The 17,481-nt window shown below is 67.5% G+C and carries 15 protein-coding genes; 4 read left to right on the top strand and 11 right to left on the bottom strand.

The window, feature by feature from the left end; translation table 11 throughout:
• Window positions 1-5: 5 nt before the first annotated feature.
• Window positions 6-1,688, bottom strand: a complete 1,683-nt coding sequence (locus ACV7NQ_RS28350) for an Hsp70 family protein (RefSeq protein WP_463362407.1) — start codon at window positions 1,686-1,688, stop codon at window positions 6-8.
• Between the two features lie 104 nt (window positions 1,689-1,792).
• Here ACV7NQ_RS28350 and grpE point away from each other — a divergent pair, with 104 nt between their 5' ends.
• Together grpE and ACV7NQ_RS28340 are read left to right on the top strand one after the other, a co-directional pair.
• Window positions 1,793-2,284: a nucleotide exchange factor GrpE gene (gene grpE, locus ACV7NQ_RS28345; RefSeq protein WP_463362406.1), complete on the top strand. Its 492-nt coding sequence runs from the start codon at window positions 1,793-1,795 to the stop codon at window positions 2,282-2,284.
• A gap of 455 nt (window positions 2,285-2,739) precedes the next feature.
• On the top strand, window positions 2,740-3,063 hold the full coding sequence (locus ACV7NQ_RS28340; RefSeq protein WP_463362405.1) for a hypothetical protein: 324 nt from the start codon (window positions 2,740-2,742) through the stop codon (window positions 3,061-3,063).
• Window positions 3,064-3,380: 317 nt separating this feature from the next.
• Here the strand turns inward: ACV7NQ_RS28340 and ACV7NQ_RS28335 are convergent, their stop codons facing one another.
• The 8 genes from ACV7NQ_RS28335 to rimP form a co-directional block, all read right to left on the bottom strand.
• Window positions 3,381-4,733: an MATE family efflux transporter gene (locus ACV7NQ_RS28335; RefSeq protein ID WP_463365850.1), complete on the bottom strand. Its 1,353-nt coding sequence runs from the start codon at window positions 4,731-4,733 to the stop codon at window positions 3,381-3,383.
• Between the two features lie 298 nt (window positions 4,734-5,031).
• Window positions 5,032-6,039 carry a DHH family phosphoesterase gene (locus tag ACV7NQ_RS28330; RefSeq protein ID WP_463362404.1) on the bottom strand — a complete coding sequence of 336 codons (1,008 nt, stop codon included), beginning with the start codon at window positions 6,037-6,039 and terminating at the stop codon, window positions 5,032-5,034.
• 22 nt (window positions 6,040-6,061) lie between these two features.
• A complete protein-coding gene (gene rbfA, locus ACV7NQ_RS28325) occupies window positions 6,062-6,505 on the bottom strand; it encodes a 30S ribosome-binding factor RbfA (RefSeq protein ID WP_463362403.1) in 444 nt (147 codons plus the stop codon).
• A 27-nt stretch (window positions 6,506-6,532) separates the two neighbouring features.
• Window positions 6,533-6,823 (bottom strand): DUF503 domain-containing protein, encoded by a 291-nt coding sequence (locus ACV7NQ_RS28320; protein WP_463365849.1) that lies wholly within the window; start codon window positions 6,821-6,823, stop codon window positions 6,533-6,535.
• 116 nt (window positions 6,824-6,939) lie between these two features.
• Window positions 6,940-9,990 (bottom strand): translation initiation factor IF-2, encoded by a 3,051-nt coding sequence (gene infB / locus ACV7NQ_RS28315; RefSeq protein WP_463365848.1) that lies wholly within the window; start codon window positions 9,988-9,990, stop codon window positions 6,940-6,942.
• A gap of 108 nt (window positions 9,991-10,098) precedes the next feature.
• Window positions 10,099-10,431 (bottom strand): YlxR family protein, encoded by a 333-nt coding sequence (locus tag ACV7NQ_RS28310; protein ID WP_463365847.1) that lies wholly within the window; start codon window positions 10,429-10,431, stop codon window positions 10,099-10,101.
• Between the two features lie 146 nt (window positions 10,432-10,577).
• Window positions 10,578-11,606, bottom strand: a complete 1,029-nt coding sequence (gene nusA / locus ACV7NQ_RS28305) for a transcription termination factor NusA (protein ID WP_463362402.1) — start codon at window positions 11,604-11,606, stop codon at window positions 10,578-10,580.
• Window positions 11,603-12,280, bottom strand: a complete 678-nt coding sequence (rimP, locus tag ACV7NQ_RS28300) for a ribosome maturation factor RimP (protein ID WP_463362401.1) — start codon at window positions 12,278-12,280, stop codon at window positions 11,603-11,605. Before rimP ends, nusA begins: the two co-directional genes overlap by 4 nt.
• A 195-nt stretch (window positions 12,281-12,475) precedes the next feature.
• Between rimP and ACV7NQ_RS28295 the strand changes: the two genes are divergently transcribed.
• Both ACV7NQ_RS28295 and ACV7NQ_RS28290 read left to right on the top strand, forming a co-directional pair.
• Window positions 12,476-13,153 (top strand): hypothetical protein, encoded by a 678-nt coding sequence (locus ACV7NQ_RS28295; RefSeq protein WP_463362400.1) that lies wholly within the window; start codon window positions 12,476-12,478, stop codon window positions 13,151-13,153.
• The gene (locus tag ACV7NQ_RS28290; RefSeq protein ID WP_463362399.1) at window positions 13,150-13,584 is read left to right on the top strand and encodes a ferritin-like domain-containing protein; all 435 of its coding nucleotides are present in this window, start codon (window positions 13,150-13,152) and stop codon (window positions 13,582-13,584) included. Before ACV7NQ_RS28295 ends, ACV7NQ_RS28290 begins: the two co-directional genes overlap by 4 nt.
• A 171-nt stretch (window positions 13,585-13,755) precedes the next feature.
• On the opposite strand, the gene ACV7NQ_RS28285 is transcribed toward ACV7NQ_RS28290, so the two are convergent.
• The gene (locus ACV7NQ_RS28285) at window positions 13,756-15,507 is read right to left on the bottom strand and encodes an acyl-CoA dehydrogenase family protein (protein WP_463362398.1); all 1,752 of its coding nucleotides are present in this window, start codon (window positions 15,505-15,507) and stop codon (window positions 13,756-13,758) included.
• 169 nt (window positions 15,508-15,676) lie between these two features.
• Window positions 15,677-17,425: a proline--tRNA ligase gene (locus tag ACV7NQ_RS28280; RefSeq protein ID WP_463362397.1), complete on the bottom strand. Its 1,749-nt coding sequence runs from the start codon at window positions 17,423-17,425 to the stop codon at window positions 15,677-15,679.
• Window positions 17,426-17,481: the final 56 nt, after the last annotated feature.

Below are 17,481 nucleotides of genomic sequence, written 5' to 3'. Positions count from 1 at the left end.
CCGACTCAGCTGCTACGACGGCGCGAACGCTGGACCTGATCCAGCTCGCGCTCCACGTCGGCTTGCGACAACGTTGCCCCGGTCTGCGCCGAAAGAACCAGCGGGATATCGGCATCGACGTGATGGGCGGTCACGTGCAGGACGCCGTCGAAGCCCATTTCGAAGGTCACCCGCACCTCGCTGCCTTCGGGATAGCCCGGCGGTATTCCGCGAATACGTCCCTCTATCAGCACTTTCGTGTCCTCGGGCCGCATCGATGCCGCCTGGCCCTGCTGCTCGACGACGGTCAACGCGATCTCGTCCTGGTCGGGGCGGACCGTGCCGAAAGACCGCCGCACCCGCACCGGCAGGGTCTGATTGCGATTGACCAGCCAGGTCGCCGCCAGCCCGTACTGATACTCGAGCGCAAGCACGCCGAAGCCACGCGATACGACCGTGTCGACCTGAATTTCCAGCATCCGGCGCACCAGACCGACCGGTTGCCCGAACGACTCGGCGACCCTGGCAACGGCGTTGTCCAGATCTTGTTGCGGCGCATCGTGGATGCCGGCTCCGTCGCGCAGCCTGCCGCGCGTCACCAGGTCCGCGACGACCAGCCGCTCCATCTCCAGCTTTTCGCCGTAGAGCGCGGCGCCGCGAGCCACCGAGAGATCGGGGTCGCGTAGCTCGCCGGCCAAGCCGAGCTCCTTACGGAGTTCGCGCTCCACCATGGGCATTCGCGACGAGCCGCCGACCAGCAGCAAACGGTCGACGGAGGAAACGCCGCGTTTGGCAGCCGCGGCCAAGCAGTCCCTGGTGAGATCGATCGTCCGTCGCATCAGCGAGGCGGTCATCGCCTCGACTTCGTCGCGGGTCAGCGAGATGACGGCTCTCGCCCTATCGTGCGCGACTACCACATCGGTGCGATCGACGTCGGTCAGCTCGCGCTTGGCGCGCTCGGCGGCGAGCACAAGCATCTGCGATCCCGCCGAATCGTCCAGTGGGTCTTCGGCATCCGGATTGGCCGCACAGAATTGCTGCGACAGATACAGCGCGATCCGCTCGTCCCAGTCCGCGCCGCCGAGCTGATGGTCGCCCTCGACGGCGAGCACCGAGATCCGGCGGTCGGCGAGTTCGATAACGGTGGCGTCGAAGGTGCCGCCACCGAGGTCGTAGACCAGCACGGTCTCGCGCGGCCCGTTCTTGCCGACGTCGACACTGCCGTCGAGGCGTCCGAAACCATAGGACAGCGCGGCGGCGATCGGCTCGGACAGCACGCCCGCGACATCGAGGCCCGCGTAGGTTCCCGCCTGGATCGTCGCGCGACGTTCCTCGTCACCGAAGTAGGCGGGCACCGTGATGACGGCACGCCCGACCGGCTCGCCACCACCGAATTCGGCATCGGCAGCAAGACTTTTCAAGATCAGTGCCGACACCGCGGGCGCCGACCAAGTCTCCCCGTGCGCGGCGAACCGCCACTCGGCATCACCCATCCGACGCTTGACCAACGCGCACACATGTTCCGGGTCGAGCCGGGCCTGCCGCCGCGCGCCTTCGCCGACGAGATGGTCGTGCGCGGACGCGAACAGCACCACCGAAGAAACCGTCGAGTCACCGGTCATGCCGACCATGACTTCGGGTCGACCGTCGGCGTCGATCCGCGCGATGGCCGAGTTCGTGGTGCCCAGGTCGATGCCGTAAACCCCCATGAGACGCGATCGTAGCAGCCGGATCCGACAAGATCCCAGCCGAGATTCCGGCCGTATCCGGCTGGCGCGCAACCCAATCAATCGCGTCGGGTTATGGTGCGAATATGACGGAATCAGGCGTCCATCCGACCGAGGACCCGAGCAGCACCCTCGACCAACTCGCCGAGCGCATCGAGGACCTCACCCGGATGATCGCCCGCCAGGCCGCAACCATCGAGCGCATGGCCGATGAAGCCAAATCCCGCGCCAAACAAGACCGTGCCGGGGCCGACCTCCCCCTCGTCGTCGAACTGTTCGCACTGCACACCGACACCGCCGCCTGCGCGGCCACCGCCGGGTCCCCCCGCGAACGCGACGCCTTCGACGCCATCGCCACCCGAGTCGAACGACTGATCATCGGCCGCGGCGCCGCCCTGGTCGCCCCGCGCCCGAACGACCCCTTCGATTCCCTCACGATGGAAGCCGCGGACGTGACCGAGACCGATGATTCGGCAGCGGACCGCACGGTCGACAACCTGATTCAACCGGGGCTGAGCGTAGCCGGCAGATCCCTGCGCCCCGCGAGCGTCGTCGTCCGTCGCTACGACGCCCGCTGACCAGACGCCGCTGTCTCGGCACGCTGACGCATGCCGCGGACTACAACCTCCCGCGCCGACGAATCCCCCACCGCGAGAACGCCGATCGCTGAGTGAGCCAGAACCCCGGAGTCGTGGTGCCGGCTCCTAATGGGTCCGTTCGTACGGATGATCCGGAGCCGGGATCCGATCGAAGCCGGTGACGACGAACGTGGGCGTCAATTCGGGATCGCGCCGGGCGCTGTCCGGTTCGACGATGCCGCGGACCTCCCCACGCGTCGTCCTCGAGCGGCGCGGCGATCCCGGCTAGGTAGATGCGGATGTATTGCGCAGCAACATTTTTCGCAAGTCTGCTGGCGAGACGAACGCCGCAATTCCCCCACTGACCAGCACCCCGAGCACCAGAAAGGGCATGGCTTGGACGAACGGTTTTCTCGCCGGGCGCAGGGGCCCCCGAACCGCAGCCGATGGGGGAGATGCCGCCCCTCCAGCCGCCATTCCAGCCAATCCAGCCGTTCCAGGCCATGCCGGAGATGCCGATGGATATGCGCCGTCAGCGTCTCGCGATCGTCGTTGCCACGGAGGTCGCCCGCGGCGGACGTGTTGAAAGCCAGAACGACACAAGCGCCATGATCGTCACCGGCAGCAAGCCCAACCACACCTTGCACCTGCTGTTCACCATCTTCACGTGCACCCTGTGGGCGCCCGTGTGGCTGGTCATCGCGTTCGCGCAGGGCGAGCACCGCGTCAGCGTGCAGGTCGACCCGTACGGGCAGGCGCTGCGCCAGCAGCTCAGCTAGTGTGACCCCGTCTCCGCTGCGCATCGAAATCTAGCTTGTGAATCAATCAGATTCTCGTCGAACGATACTTACACATGACCATCGTCTTCGTTCACGGTGTCCCTGTAACCTCTGCCGTCTGGATGCCGCTGCTCAATGAGTTGTCCAAGTTCAATCATGAAGATGTAGTTCGGCTCTCGCCTCCCGGTTTTGGCGCCCCTTTGCCCGCGAATTTCGGCGCCACAATTGATGACTACCGGAGCTGGCTCGTTGACGAGCTCTCGCATTCCTATGGAAGCAGTCGAGATGATCGACCGCGGACGGGAACGCCGACTCGCTCAGGAAGAGACCGCGCGCGCCTTGCCCGGGACTTCCGTACCGATCTGCGCCCAGCGGCCCGACTCGGCCCGCCACACCACCGCCACCAATCGCAGCATCATGAAAGCCACCAGGCCGGACCAGATTCCGGCGATGCCCCAGTCGAAGACCAGCGACAGCCAGATGGCGGGTAAGAAGCCGAGGGTGGCCGCGCCGAGGGTGGTGGTCCGTAGGTAGGCGGCGTCGCCCGCGCCGAGCAGGACGCCGTCGAGGGCGAAGACGATGCCCGCGACCGGGATGATGACGAGGAAGAACCACCACGCGACGTGGGTGCGATCGAGAACAGCAGGGTCGTCGGTGAACAACTTCGGGATCACACCCGCGCCCGCAGCGAAGAACACGGCCAGGATCAGCGCGAAGATCTCCGACCAGCGGGTGATGCGGCGCGCTAGGCCGCGCGCGCCGCGCGCCGCACCGGCTCCGAGCGCCGCACCGACCAGGGTTTGCGCGGCGATCGCGAGCGAATCCAGGGTCAGCGCAAGGAAATTCCAGAGTTGCAGGACCAGTTGGTGCGCGGCCACCGAGGCGGCGCCGAAGCGGGAGGCGACGGCGGCCGCCGAGACGAAACAGGCTTGGAAGGCGAGGCTTCGGAGGATCAGGTCGCGGCCGAGCACCAATTGCGCACGCATCACCGACCAGTGCGGCGCCAACGAAATATGTTCGCGCACCAGCGCACTCAGGAACAGCGCAGCCGTCACGGCCTGACCGGCGACATTGGCGACCGCGGAACCGGGCAGCTCCAGCCGCGCAGCGCCGAGCAATCCGTGCACCAGCACCGGGCACAACACCCCCGAAACCGTCAGTCCGGCAACGACGAATGTCAGTGGCCGCCGTGTCTGCTGTACCCCGCGCAGCCAACCGTTGCCCGCCATCGAGATCAGAATCAGCGGCACACCGAACAATGCGATCCGCACCCAGACCAGCGCCTGCGCGGCGATATCACCGCCACCCGCGATCACACTGGTCAGCGGAACCGCGAACGCCTGCACCCCAACGAGAATCAGCGCCCCCAACGCGACCGCCAACCACGTCGCCTGCACGCCCTCGGCCACCGCCCCGCGCCCATCCCCCGCGCCATGCCTGCGCGCCGCCCGCGCCGTCGTGCCATACGACAAGAAGGTCAGCTGGGAACTCGCCTGCGCCAGAATCAATCCCCCGACCGCAAGCCCTGCCAGCGCCAATGCCCCCAACCGCCCGACCACCGCGAGGTCGAACAGCAAATAGATCGGCTCGGCGACCAGCACAACCAACGTCGGCAACGCCAGCCCGAGAATCCGCCGCGGTCCGGCCTCGGCCGCCGGATCCTCCGGCAGCGCCGCGACACCCGCCAACTCGCCCCCCGCACCCTCAGTGCTCACGAACACCTCCCACTGCTCCGATTAACACCATCGCACAAGGTATAGCGGCCCAGTACGACACAAACCCGAGGCGAGTGCCCGACAGGAAATGCCGCGGTTCGCGACGACACGTGTGTGATCGAACCCGGTCCGAGAGTTGCCGCCGCACGACAGCTATCCGCCTCCCGGCGAGGTGCACCCTGGGAAGAAGGCCCACAGGCGAGCGGCGACTCGTACCGGCACAAATCGGACTCGGCGCGACGCCAGGGGCGGTTCACCCGAGGGCGGCCAGCAGTGCAGCAACTATGGTCTCAGGAGTCCCGTGGGTGGTGTACCCGGCGGCGAAGTGGTGCCCGCCGCCGCCCAAAGATGTTGCTATCTCGGCTACATCGACGCCGTCGTTGGTGCCGGGGGTGGTGTCGCGGGAACGCAGCGACACGATCCAGCGGTCGGGGATGGTGCGGGATTCCTTGAAGACAGCGGCGACGCCCGCTTCGGCGGTGGTGCGGACGATATCGATGACGCTCTCCACCTCTTCCGAGCGCACGCCGGCCATATCGGCGAGGCGGACGAAGGCGTAGACCAAGCCGACGCCGCCGTGCGCCGCGGGCACCACTTGGGCGGTGCCGAGCACCCGCGACAGCATCGGCAACCAGTCGAACGGATGCGTATCCATCAGGATACGGGCGATTTCCGCGCCGTCGATACCGGTGGACAGCAGGCGTTCGGCCAGCTGGTGGGCGCCGGGCCGGACCCAGCGGAACGAACCGGTGTCGGTGACGAGTCCGGCGTAAAGACAATGCGCCACTTCGGGATCGATCGGCTCCTGCAGGGCATCCAGCAATCGGACGATCAGGCTGGTGGTCGATTCCGCGCTCGGATCGACCACATTGATGGTCCCGAACTTCGTATTCGATCGGTGATGGTCGAGTACCAATGTCGTTGCGGCGCCGGGCAATCGGTCGGCAAGCGCACCGAGCCTGCCTACGCTGCCGCAGTCCACCGTGACGAGCAGATCCACCTCGCGCGGCACCTTCGCAGGCGGAACCAAATGGTGCACGCCCGGCAGCGACCGCATCGAAAACGGTAGTTCGGCAGGCTCCGCGAACGATACCCACACCGGGATGCCGCGACGATGCAGCACCAGCGCCAACGCCAGCCCGCTGCCGATAGTGTCGGCATCGGGCTGCACGTGGCACAGGATGGTGACCGACCGCGCGGACCTCAGCGCCGCGACGGCAGCGCCGAGATCAACAGCGCCGACGTCGGTCGCTTCGGGCATCATCGTCATCGCCTACCGCAGATCACTCGTCGGTATCGCGTTCGACCCGGTAGGGGTCGGGCTCGCCGGCGTGCGTGGCATTGGCCGCCGCCTTCGCCACCGCTTCGTCGGCGGCCCTGGCCTTGGCCAGCAACGCCTCCATGTCCGCCGCCACCTCGGGCACCTTGTCCAGCACGAAGGCCAGCGTCGGGGTGAACTTCACGCCGGTACCGGCGCCTACCTTCGAACGCAGCACGCCCTTCGCCTTCTCCAGGCCCGCGGCGGCACCCGTGTAGTCGGGTTCCACGTCGAGGCTTTCGCCGAGCACCGTGTAGTACACCTTCGCGTCCCGCAGGTCGGGGGAAACCTTGGTGTCGGTGACGGTGACGAAATTCAGCCGAGGATCCTTCACCTCGTACTCGATCGCGGTCGCCACGATCGCGGAAATCCGCTTGGCGAGTCGGCGGGCCCTGGCTTGATCCACCATGGCTGAACCCTCCTCACTACTAACTTGTCAGTCTTCGGGTCCGAAGATCCTGCGGCGCACTGCCAGCAACTCTAACTCCGGACGGGCGGCTACGTGCCGCTCACATTTGTCGAGCACCTCGGTCAGGTGATCCATTCCGGAACTGACCATGGCAACTCCCAGCAGCGACCGGCGATGCCGATCGTGTTCCCCGCCCTCGGCGGCACTCACGCCGAAGCGCTGCAATTCGGCCAGGACCGGCCGGATCAGCGAGCGCTTCTCCTTCAGCGAGTGCACGTCACCGAGCAGGATGTCGAACTCCAGTGCACCGAGGTACACGCACACCTCTTCATTGTCGAAACAACTTCAGTGTCGAAAACAACCGGACCGCCGAGCCGCGCCCACCCGAGCCCGGCTTTCGCCGGGTGACGGGCGGGCGCGAGGTGCTCGAACTATCAGTCGCGCGGCTTCTCGCGCAGCTCGTAGGCCTCGATGATGTCGCCTTCCTTGATATCGGAATAGGTGACGGTCATACCGCATTCGAAGCCCTCGCGGACCTCGGCGGCGTCGTCCTTCTCCCGCTTCAAGGATGAAATCGTCATCGTCTCGGCGATCACCACGTTGTCACGCAGCAACCGGGCCTTCGCATTGCGCTTGACCGAACCCGAGGTGACCATGCAGCCGGCGATATTGCCGATCTTGGAGGACCGGAAGATCGCACGGATCTCGGCGCGACCCAGCTCGACCTCTTCGTAGATCGGCTTGAGCATGCCCTTGAGGGCCTTCTCGATCTCGTCGATGGCCTGGTAGATCACCGAGTAGTACCGGATGTCCACGCCTTCGCGGTTGGCCAGCTCGGTCGCCTTGCCCTCGGCCCGGACGTTGAACCCGATGATGATCGCGTTCGACGCCGACGCCAGGTTGACGTTGGTCTCGGTGACACCACCGACACCGCGGTCGATGACCCGCAGACGCACCTCGTCGTCCACCTGGATACCGAGCAGCGCCTCTTCGAGGGCCTCGACGGTACCGGAGTTGTCGCCCTTGAGGATCAGGTTCAGCTCCGAAGTTTCCTTCAGTGCGGCATCCAGATCTTCCAGGCTGATCCGCTTGCGGCTGCGTGCGGCCAGCGCGTTGCGCTTACGCGCATTGCGGCGGTCGGCGATCTGGCGTGCGATGCGGTCCTCGTCGACAACCAGCAGGTTGTCACCGGCGCCCGGCACCGACGTGAAGCCGATGACCTGGACCGGCCGCGACGGCAGCGCCGCGACGACATCTGCGCCGTGCTCGTCGACCATGCGACGGACGCGACCGTAGGCGTCGCCCGCCACGATCGAGTCGCCGACCCGCAGCGTGCCGCGCTGGATGAGCACGGTCGCCACCGGACCACGGCCGCGGTCGAGGTGCGCCTCGATGGCGACACCCTGAGCGTCCATATCCGGGTTGGCCCGCAGGTCCAGCGACGCGTCCGCGGTCAGCACGACCGCTTCCAGCAGCGCATCGATGTTGGTGCCCTGCTTGGCGGAGATGTCGACGAACATGGTGTCGCCGCCATACTCCTCGGCCACCAGACCGTATTCGGTCAGCTGCTGCCGGATCTTGTCCGGGTTCGCGCCTTCCTTGTCGATCTTGTTGACCGCCACCACGATCGGCACGTCGGCCGCTTGTGCGTGGTTGATCGCTTCCACGGTCTGCGGCATGACGCCATCGTCGGCCGCGACCACGAGGACCGCGATGTCGGTGGCCTTCGCACCACGGGCACGCATGGCAGTGAACGCCTCGTGACCTGGGGTGTCGATGAAGGTGATCAGTCGGTCTTCGTCGTTGACGTGCGTCAGCACCTGGTAGGCACCGATGTGCTGGGTAATGCCACCGGCCTCGCCCTCACGGACGTTGGCCTTACGGATCGTGTCCAGCAGTCGGGTCTTACCGTGGTCGACGTGACCCATGACGGTCACCACCGGCGGCCTGATCTGCAGGTCGTCCTCGCCGCCCTCGTCCTCGCCGTAGGTGAGGTCGAAGCTTTCGAGCAGCTCGCGGTCCTCGTCCTCCGGGCTGACGACGTGCACGACGTAGTTCATTTCGCTGCCGAGCAGCTCGAGGGTCTCGTCGTTCACCGACTGGGTCGCGGTGACCATTTCGCCGAGGTTGAACAGCGCCTGGACCAGCGAGGCCGGGTTGGCGTCGATCTTCTCCGCGAAGTCCGACAGCGAGGCACCACGGGCGAGACGGATGATCTCGCCGTTGCCGCGCGGCAGCCGAACGCCGCCGACGGCAGGAGCCTGCATGTTTTCGTACTCTGCGCGCTTCGCCCGCTTCGACTTACGGCCACGACGAACAGCGCCACCGGGACGACCGAACGCACCTGCCGCGCCGCCACGTCCACCCGGACCACCTGGACGACCACCGCCGCCACCGGGACGACCACGGAAACCACCGGCCGCGGGAGCACCGGCACCCGCACCGGGCGCACCCGTGCCGCCACCACCGCCACCACCACCGGGACCGCCGCGGTAGCCACCGCCACCGCCACCGCCACCGGGACGACCGCCGGGCCCACCCGGACGACCACCGGGACCGCCCGTACGACCGGCGCCAGCGCCTCCGCCCGGACCCGGACGGGCCGAACGAGCTGGCATGGCACCGGGATTCGGGCGCGGCGGCATCGAGCCGGGGCTCGGCCGCGGACCACCGGGACGCGGACCACCCTGGCCCGCAGCCGGACGGGAACCGCCCTGACCGGGAGCCGGACGCGCGCCACCCTGAGCCGGGCCGGGACGCGGACCGTGCCCGGGACCCGGGCGGGGACCGCCCTGGCCGGGGGCCGGACGCGCTGCGGGACGCTCACGCTCGGGAGCCGAGGAATAGGGATTGTTGCCGACCCGCGGGGTCTTGGGGCCGGGCTTCGGACCACCCGCGCCACCACCCGGACGCGGGCCGGAGCCCTGTCCCGGAGCACCGGGACGCTGCTGCTGCGACTGGCCGGGACGCGGACCACCGGGGGTCGGGCGCGGACCGGCCGGAGCCGGAGCGGCCTTCGCCGCGGGCGCCGACTGAGCGGCGTCCTGAACCGGCGCGGATTCACGCGCGGCGGGGGCCGGGGCCGCAGGCTTCGCGGCCGGACCGGGACGCACCGCGTCGGCGACGCGCTCCGCGGGCCGGGCGGCGGGCTCAGCGGTCACCTTCGCGGCCGGAGCCGCCGGTGCGGCGGCTTGCGCCGGAGCCGGAGTACGTGGACCCGGGCGTGGGCCGCCCGGGGTCGGCTTGGCGGCCGGACGGGACGCCGAGGAAGACCCGGGACGCGCCTCGGTCTTGGATGCTCCGTTGGTGTTGGTCGGCGCGGACTTCGCCGCGACCGACTCGCGCAGCCGACGTGCGACGGGTGCTTCCACCGTCGAGGATGCCGACTTCACGAACTCGCCCTGCTCCTTGAGCTTCGCGAGTAGTTCCTTGCTTGTGACACCGAGTTCTTTGGCCAACTCGTGCACGCGGGCCTTGCCTGCCACTGCTCTCCTCACTGAGAGGTCGAGCAGCGCCTCCGCCTAGGGACGGCGGGCCCGCACGACCTCGGGTTATCTCCGATGGACGTTCATCGTTGGTGCTTCACGGTGTGCTCATGAGTGCTCGTGCCTGTTCTCGAGGTACTTCTCCAGGGCTGAGATATCCAGATGTCCGGACACTCGTAGTGCTCTGCCGAATGCTCGGCGCCGCTCTGCCGCGGTCAAACAAACCGAAACGGGGTGCAACCAGGCACCCCGTCCGGGAAGTCTGCGCCGCGGGTCGGGAACGATCGCAATAGCGTGGGAACCGTCGCCGGTCTCACATTCCTGCGCCGCGATCCGCAACAGATCGGCGGCCAACTCTCGCTTCCGGCATCCGATGCACGTTCGCACCGGAGCTGCCGGACGCTGGGGCGTCGGGGACTGCTGGGTGGTGCGTTCGGACAAGGAAACCAAAGGCTCGCGTTGAACCTGAGTCCACTCTACCGCTGCCCCGGTCGGAACACCGAACCCCGCCCCTGCGGAAGTTACCAACATGTCATCCGACGAGTCCGATTCCGGGCCCAGACGCGGCTCGCCGCGCGCGGTGTCGGTCAACTTCGGTGTGCCTCCGTCCGCTCGCTTCCGTCCATGTCCGGGGCCGCGTCGCTGCGGATATCGATGCGCCAGCCGGTCAATCGGGCGGCCAGCCGCGCATTCTGCCCTTCCTTGCCGATGGCGAGCGACAGCTGGAAGTCCGGCACCACTACGCGGGCGGCGCGCGCCTCGGGGTCGACGATGGTGACCGATACCACTTTCGACGGCGAGAGCGCATTGCCGACGAAGGTCGCCGGGTCTTCCGCGTAATCGATGATGTCGATCTTCTCGCCAGCCAGCTCACTCATCACGTTGCGCACGCGCTGTCCCATCGGGCCGATGCAGGCGCCCTTGGCGTTGACGCCGGACACGGTGGTACGCACCGCGATCTTGGAGCGATGCCCGGCCTCGCGCGCGACCGCGACGATCTCGACCGAACCGTCGGCGATCTCGGGCACCTCGAGCGCGAACAGCCTGCGCACCAGGTTCGGGTGCGTACGCGACAGCGTGATCTGCGGTCCACGCGGGCCGCGCGAGACGCCGACGACGTAGCACTTGATCCGGTCGCCGTGCTCGTAGGTTTCGCCGGGCACCTGCTCGGCCTGCGGGATCAAGCCCTCGGTGCCGTGCATCTCACTGCCGATGCGCACCACGATGGTGCCTCGGGCGTTGGCGCGCGCGTCGCGCTGCACCACACCGCCGACGATGTCGCCCTCATGGGTGGCGAACTCACCGAAGGACTTCTCGTTCTCCGCGTCGCGCAGCCGCTGCAGCACCACCTGGCGTGCGGTGGTCGCCGCGATCCGGCCGAATCCCACTGGGGTGTCGTCCCATTCGGAGATCATGTTGCCGTCGGCGTCGACCTCCATGGCCATCACTCGCACCACGCCGGTCTTCTGGTTGATGTCGATGCGCGCGTTGGGCTGGTGACCCTCGGTGTGGCGGTACGCGGTGAGCAGAGCTGACTCGATCGCGGAGATCACGGTCTCGATCGAGATCCCCTTGTCGGCGACAATCGCGCGCAGGGCTTCGATTTCGATGTTCATTCCACGATCCCTTCGGTCGGCGAATCGGACGCTGTTACTGATTCAGGCAGTGCACCGGTTGTTCCTCGGACGTCCGCGGCATCGTCCACCGCGAGAGCATCTTCTTCCTGTCCCGGCACCGGACGGCCGGGGACGACGCCGCCGGCGAGCTCGAGCTCGATCGCGCCGGGCGGGGAGAACTCGACCTGGACGACGGCCTCGCCGATATCGGCCAGCGGTACGTTCACCCGGTGTGGTTTGCGTTTGCCGCCGAGCACGAGCGCGACCGAGTCACCGGTGAGCGCACCGACCCTGGCGTCGAACTTGTCCGCTCCACCCGCATCGGGCGCGGACGCCCCCGCGCGTAGCGAGATCCGCACTTTACGGCCGCGCGCGCGGCGCCAGTGCCGATCGACGGTGAGCGGGCGATCGATGCCCGGTGTGGTGACTTCCAGCAGATACTGGGTCTCGCCGAAATCGCCTGCCTCGTCGAGGTGCTCCGAGAGTTCCCTGCTGAGTTCGGCGATGGTATCCAGATCGGCGGCGTCATCGCTGTCCACGATCACCTTCACCCGAGCCTGCGCTTCCGCGTGCTTGCCGGCCGTCGAAATCTCGACGCCCTCGAGGTCGAATCCTCGGCGTTCGACGAGTCCAGCAACAAGCTGACTCAGCCTTTCCTCGGTCGGCATCGGCATGGTGGGGCGGCTCCTGGTTCAGTTGTGACGTTGCGGGTGTGACGTAGCGGGAAAATTCTCTATCGAAGGTCTAGCGTAACGCGCCACGAGAGTGTAAAGGACTGGCGGCCTCAGGCAAGTTTGCCGTGTGTACGACGGCCGGCCCATGGTCGACACGTGGTCCGGGGTGCCCCGCGAATCTGGCACGATAGTGCCGTGTCCATCCGCCTTCCCGCCCCGCCGCGCGCGAGGTGCATCTCCGGCATTCCGATCGACCCGCACGATCCCAGCCACGGTTCGGTCGGCCACGGCAGTTCGGTCGAACCCGGCGCACCGGTCGGTCCGCGCACTGCGGTCACTCGCACCGCGGCCCTCGACCGTCGTTCCGCGTTACGACTGGCAGGTGGTGGGACGGTCGGCGTACTAGCCCTCGGGGCGACGGCCGGTTGCGCCGACAAGACGGTCTACGAACCCGATCCGCTCGCCGCACAGGAGGTCTCGGCCCGCGCCGACGCGGCGGCCGCGACCGCGGCGATCGCGCTCACGCCGCAGCGCCACGCTGCGCTGACCACCATCGCGAGCGAACGCACCGCGCACGCCGACGCGCTGCTCGCCGAGATCAACCGGGTGATCGGCACCTACGGCGACGGCACCACTCCCACCCATCGCACCCGCGCGCTGGAAGCGCCCGCCGACTCGGGGCCGTCGCCCGCCGCGTCCGGCACGTCCGTTCCGCCCGTCACGCCGCCGTCCATCGACCAGTTGCGGGACCGCATCACCAAGTCCCAGCAGTCGGCCGCCGACCTGGCGCGCACCCAATCGGGTTACCGCGCAGGACTGTTGGCCTCCATCAGCGCGGCCTGCGCCACCGAGGCAGGGGTGTTGCTCGCATGACCGACGCCGAACGCCAAGCCCTGATCGGCGCGCTGAACGCCGAATACGCGGCGGTGTACGCCTACGGCGTGATCGGCGCCTACGCCTCCCCCGAACGCGGACTGCTGATCACCCAGTACACCGCCGCACACCGCGCCCGCCGCGACAGCACCGTCGACGCCCTGACCGCGGCAGGCGCCACCGCGCCACCTCCCGACGCCGCCTACACAACGCCGTTCCCGGTCGACGATCCGATTCCGGCGGCCCACCTCGCCGTCACCGTCGAAACCGACTGCTCAGCCGCCTGGCGCTCGGTAGTCGAACACGCCGACACCGAGCCCGTCCGCCGCATGGGCATCGACGCCCTCACCGAATCCGCGCTGCGCCTCGCCACTTGGCAGTCGATCCTGGGTACCAACCCGCCCACTGTCGCCTTCCCCGGCAAGGTCTGACGGCACGGCAACTCCGCCTTTTCCTCCATGGTGTGCCAGTCATGGAGCCACGAGTGGCACACCGTTGCGGAGATGGGCGAGAAAACCCCTCCACCATGTGCCACTCATGGAATACCGCGCGGGCGGGGGCGCGACTGGGCGGCGGTGTAGCAATGAACAGTAGATCCGCTGCTACGGGCGCATGGAGTATGCGCCGTCGTGGGACGCGACCTGGTTCCAGACGCGGTCGAAGCGGTCGCGGTCGGTGGCCGGGGTGCGCAGGGCGCCGACGGCCCAGTCCTGTTGTGCCGCAGTGGCGGACGGCTTGCCGTACAGGGTGGTTGTGTAGCCGTTGAAGTCGCGGATCTGGAAGTCGAAGATCTGGTCGAGCACATCGCGGTCCAGGCCGGTGATCGCGGCCTGCTCCAGGATCAGCTGGCCGTAGACCACCAGGGAGAACAGGTGGCCGATGGTCAGCATGAAGTCGAGATCCTGCTGCTGGTCGGCGTCGGGGGCGGCGATGGTCAACAGCGTGCGCAGAGCCTCGGCCTGCTCATAGAAGCGGGCCACGTTCGCGACGTCGGTGTGCTTGTCGTAGACCGGGGTCCAGTCGGCGAATTGCACCTTGCCCGCGCCGCGAGCCGGGCCCTGCCGCCAGAAGAACGCGTCGTCTGCCGCGTCCTGGCGAGTGCCGACCTCCGGGTAGTCCTTCGGGTTGAACAGGTAGTTCGGCATGAACTTCAAAATCTGGCCGACATTGACGTGGACCGTGCCCTCAAGCCGCGGCAGGGTGCCGATGTAGCGGGCGACCTGGGCGAAGTAGGTGTTCTTCTCGAACCCCTTCGCGGCAAGCACATCCAGCAGCAACGTCATGACGGTCTCGCCCTCGGAGGTCACCTTGGACTTCGTCATCGGGTTGAACAGCAGGTAGCGGCGGTCCTCGAGGCCGGCGGTGCGGAAGTAGTCGACGGCCCGGTCGCTGAACAGCTTCATCGCGGCGATGCGGGCGTAGGCGTCGACGAAATTCGTTCGCACATGCGGGAATTCGGTGACCGGCTTGCCGTAGAGGATGCGGTTGTTGGAGTGCGTGATCGCCTCGTAGAACGAGTGCTCGACCATGCCGATGCTGCCGTGGCACAGGTTGAACTTGCCGACATTGACGGTGTTCAGCGCCGCCGAGAACGCCTCGGGTCCGGTGGAGAGGATGTCGTCGGCGGTCACCGGGTAGTTGTGCAGCGCGAAGGTGCTGACATAGAGCTGGCCGTGGATGACATTGTCGATGAGCTCGTAGTCGTCGTGCCGGCTGTCTGCGGCGAACCACACGTAGCCGTCGGCGCCCTCGATATCGGCGCGACGCGAGAACACCGAGACCATGCTGGCGACGTTGCCGTTGCCGATGTAGTACTTGGTGCCGTTGGCGCGGAACAGGATTCCCGCTTCGGCGTCGGCACTGCCGGGCTCGGTCGGTGTCAGCACCAGGTCGGTGTTGTAGATGTCGGCGCCGTGATCACGCTCGGACAGACCGAACGCCATCACCTGACCGTCGGCCAGATCGGCGGCAGCACGCTTCTTGGCCGCCTCGTTGTCGCTCTGCCAGATCGGGCCGAGGCCGAGGATGGTGACCTGCTCGGCGTACCAGTACGCCAGACCGTAGAACCCGAAGATCTCCGACAGCGCCGCATTGCGGGCCGCGTCCCAGCGCCGATTCTCGTCACCGTCGGCGTAGGCGGCGGGCGTCAGGAAGGTCGCGAACAGCTTCTCCTTCTTGGCGAACTCGAGGAAGTCCGAGACCCACACCGCGTCCTCGTCGTCGGCAAGCAGCTGCCGCTTACCCCGCGCCTCGAACCACTCGATGGTGGCCTTCAGCAGCCGCTGAGTCGCCGCATCGAACTGCGTGGGGTCGTAGGTGGCGGGGTTGAACAACAACGCGTCGGTGCTCGTCATGCCGGTTAACTTACCAGCGAGTAACAGCAGCCCGCGGCGAGTCCACCATTGCCGATGCGCCGAATCGCGCCTACGGAACCGTAGGTTCGATACGCCCGAACGAGCGGGGTGAAATGGTGGCTATCCGGCCACATCGAGAAATCCATTTCACTCCGCTCGGGGGATCGAGTCAGCCGCGCACCTGCGCGAGCACCGACTCCGCTACGGATTCGGCGGGGACCTCGGTGGATTCGCCGGTGAAACGGTCGCGGATCTCGACCTTGCCCTCGACCCAGCCGCGGCCGACCACCACGATCAGCGGCACGCCGACCAACTCGGAATCCTTGAACTTCACGCCGGGCGAGGCCTTGCGGTCGTCGAGCAGAACCTCCAGGCCCGCCGAATTCAGTTCCGCGGCAACCTGTTCGCCGCCCTCGCGGGAGGAGTCGTCCTTGTTCGCGATCACCACGTGCACGTCGAACGGCGCGACCTCGCGCGGCCAGCGCAGGCCCCTGTCATCATGCAGTTGCTCGGCGAGCACCGCGACCATGCGGGAGACGCCGATGCCGTAGGAACCCATGGTCAGCCGGACCGGCTTGCCGTTCTCGCCGAGCACGTCCACGTCGAACGCGTCGGTGTACTTGGTGCCGAGCTGGAAGATATGCCCGATCTCGATGCCGCGCGCCGCGACGAGCACACCGCGCCCGTCCGGCGAGGGGTCGCCGTCCCGGACCTCGGCGGCCTCGATGGTGCCGTCGGGGATGAAGTCGCGGCCCGCGACCAGGCCGACGACGTGCTTGCCCTGGCTGTCCGCGCCCGTGATCCAGGAGGTGCCGGTGCCGATGCGCGGGTCGACCAGGTAGCGAACACCGTTGTCCTGCAGTGCCTTCGGGCCGATGTAGCCCTTCACCAGGAACGGATTGGCGGCGAAGTCGGCCTCGGTGAGCAGCTCGACCTCGGCGGGCTCCAGCGACGCGCCCAGACGCTTGTCGTCGACCTCACGATCACCGGGGATGCCGATGCCCAGGATCTCGGTCTTGCCGTCCGGGTGACGCAGCTTGACCATGATGTTCTTCAGGGTGTCGGCGGCTGTCACCGGGCGGTCGTAGACACCAGCCTCGTTGGCCCAGTCCACCAGCGTCGCGATGGTCGGCGTGTTCGGGGTGTCGTGCACGACCGCCGCGGGCTGTCCCTCGATGGGCAGCGGTTCGGGCGCGGGCGTGACCACCGCTTCCACGTTCGCCGCGTACCCGGATTCGACGCACCGCACGTAGGTGTCCTCGCCGACCGGGCTGTCGGCCAGGAACTCCTCGGACGCGCTGCCGCCCATCGCGCCGGAGGTGGCCGCGACGATGACGTACTTGACGCCGAGCCGGTTGAAAATGCGCTGGTACGCCTCGCGGTGTGCCCCGTAGCTGGCCTTGAGCCCGTCCTCGTCCAAGTCGAAGGAGTACGAGTCTTTCATGATGAACTCACGCCCGCGCAGGATGCCCGCGCGGGGCCGTTCCTCGTCGCGGTACTTGGTCTGGATCTGGTACAGCGTGACCGGCAGATCCTTGTACGAGTTGTATTCGCCCTTCACGGTGAGCGCGAAGAGCTCCTCGTGGGTGGGGCCGAGCAGATAGTCGGCGCCCTTGCGGTCCTGCAGCCGGAACAGGCCGGGGCCGTATTCGGTCCACCGGTTGGTGGTCTCGTACGGGTCGCGCGGCAGCAGCGCGGGCAGCGAAATCTCCTGCGCGTCGATGGCATTCATCTCGTCCCGCACGACCTGCTCGACCCGCCGCAGCACCCGCAGGCCCAGCGGCAGCCACGAGTACACGCCAGGTGCGACGCGCCGCACATATCCGGCGCGGACGAGCAGTTTATGACTTGGCACCTCTGCGTCGGCGGGATCGTCGCGCAGGGTACGCAGGAAAAGTCGGGAGAGGCGGGTGATCACGGAACGTAGGGTAGTCGCTGGCCTGGCGATGTCTGCAAGGCATTACCGTATCCGCT

Source organism: Nocardia sp. Tas62D01, from assembly GCF_055232035.1.
This window is presented reverse-complemented; position numbering and strand designations above follow the sequence as displayed.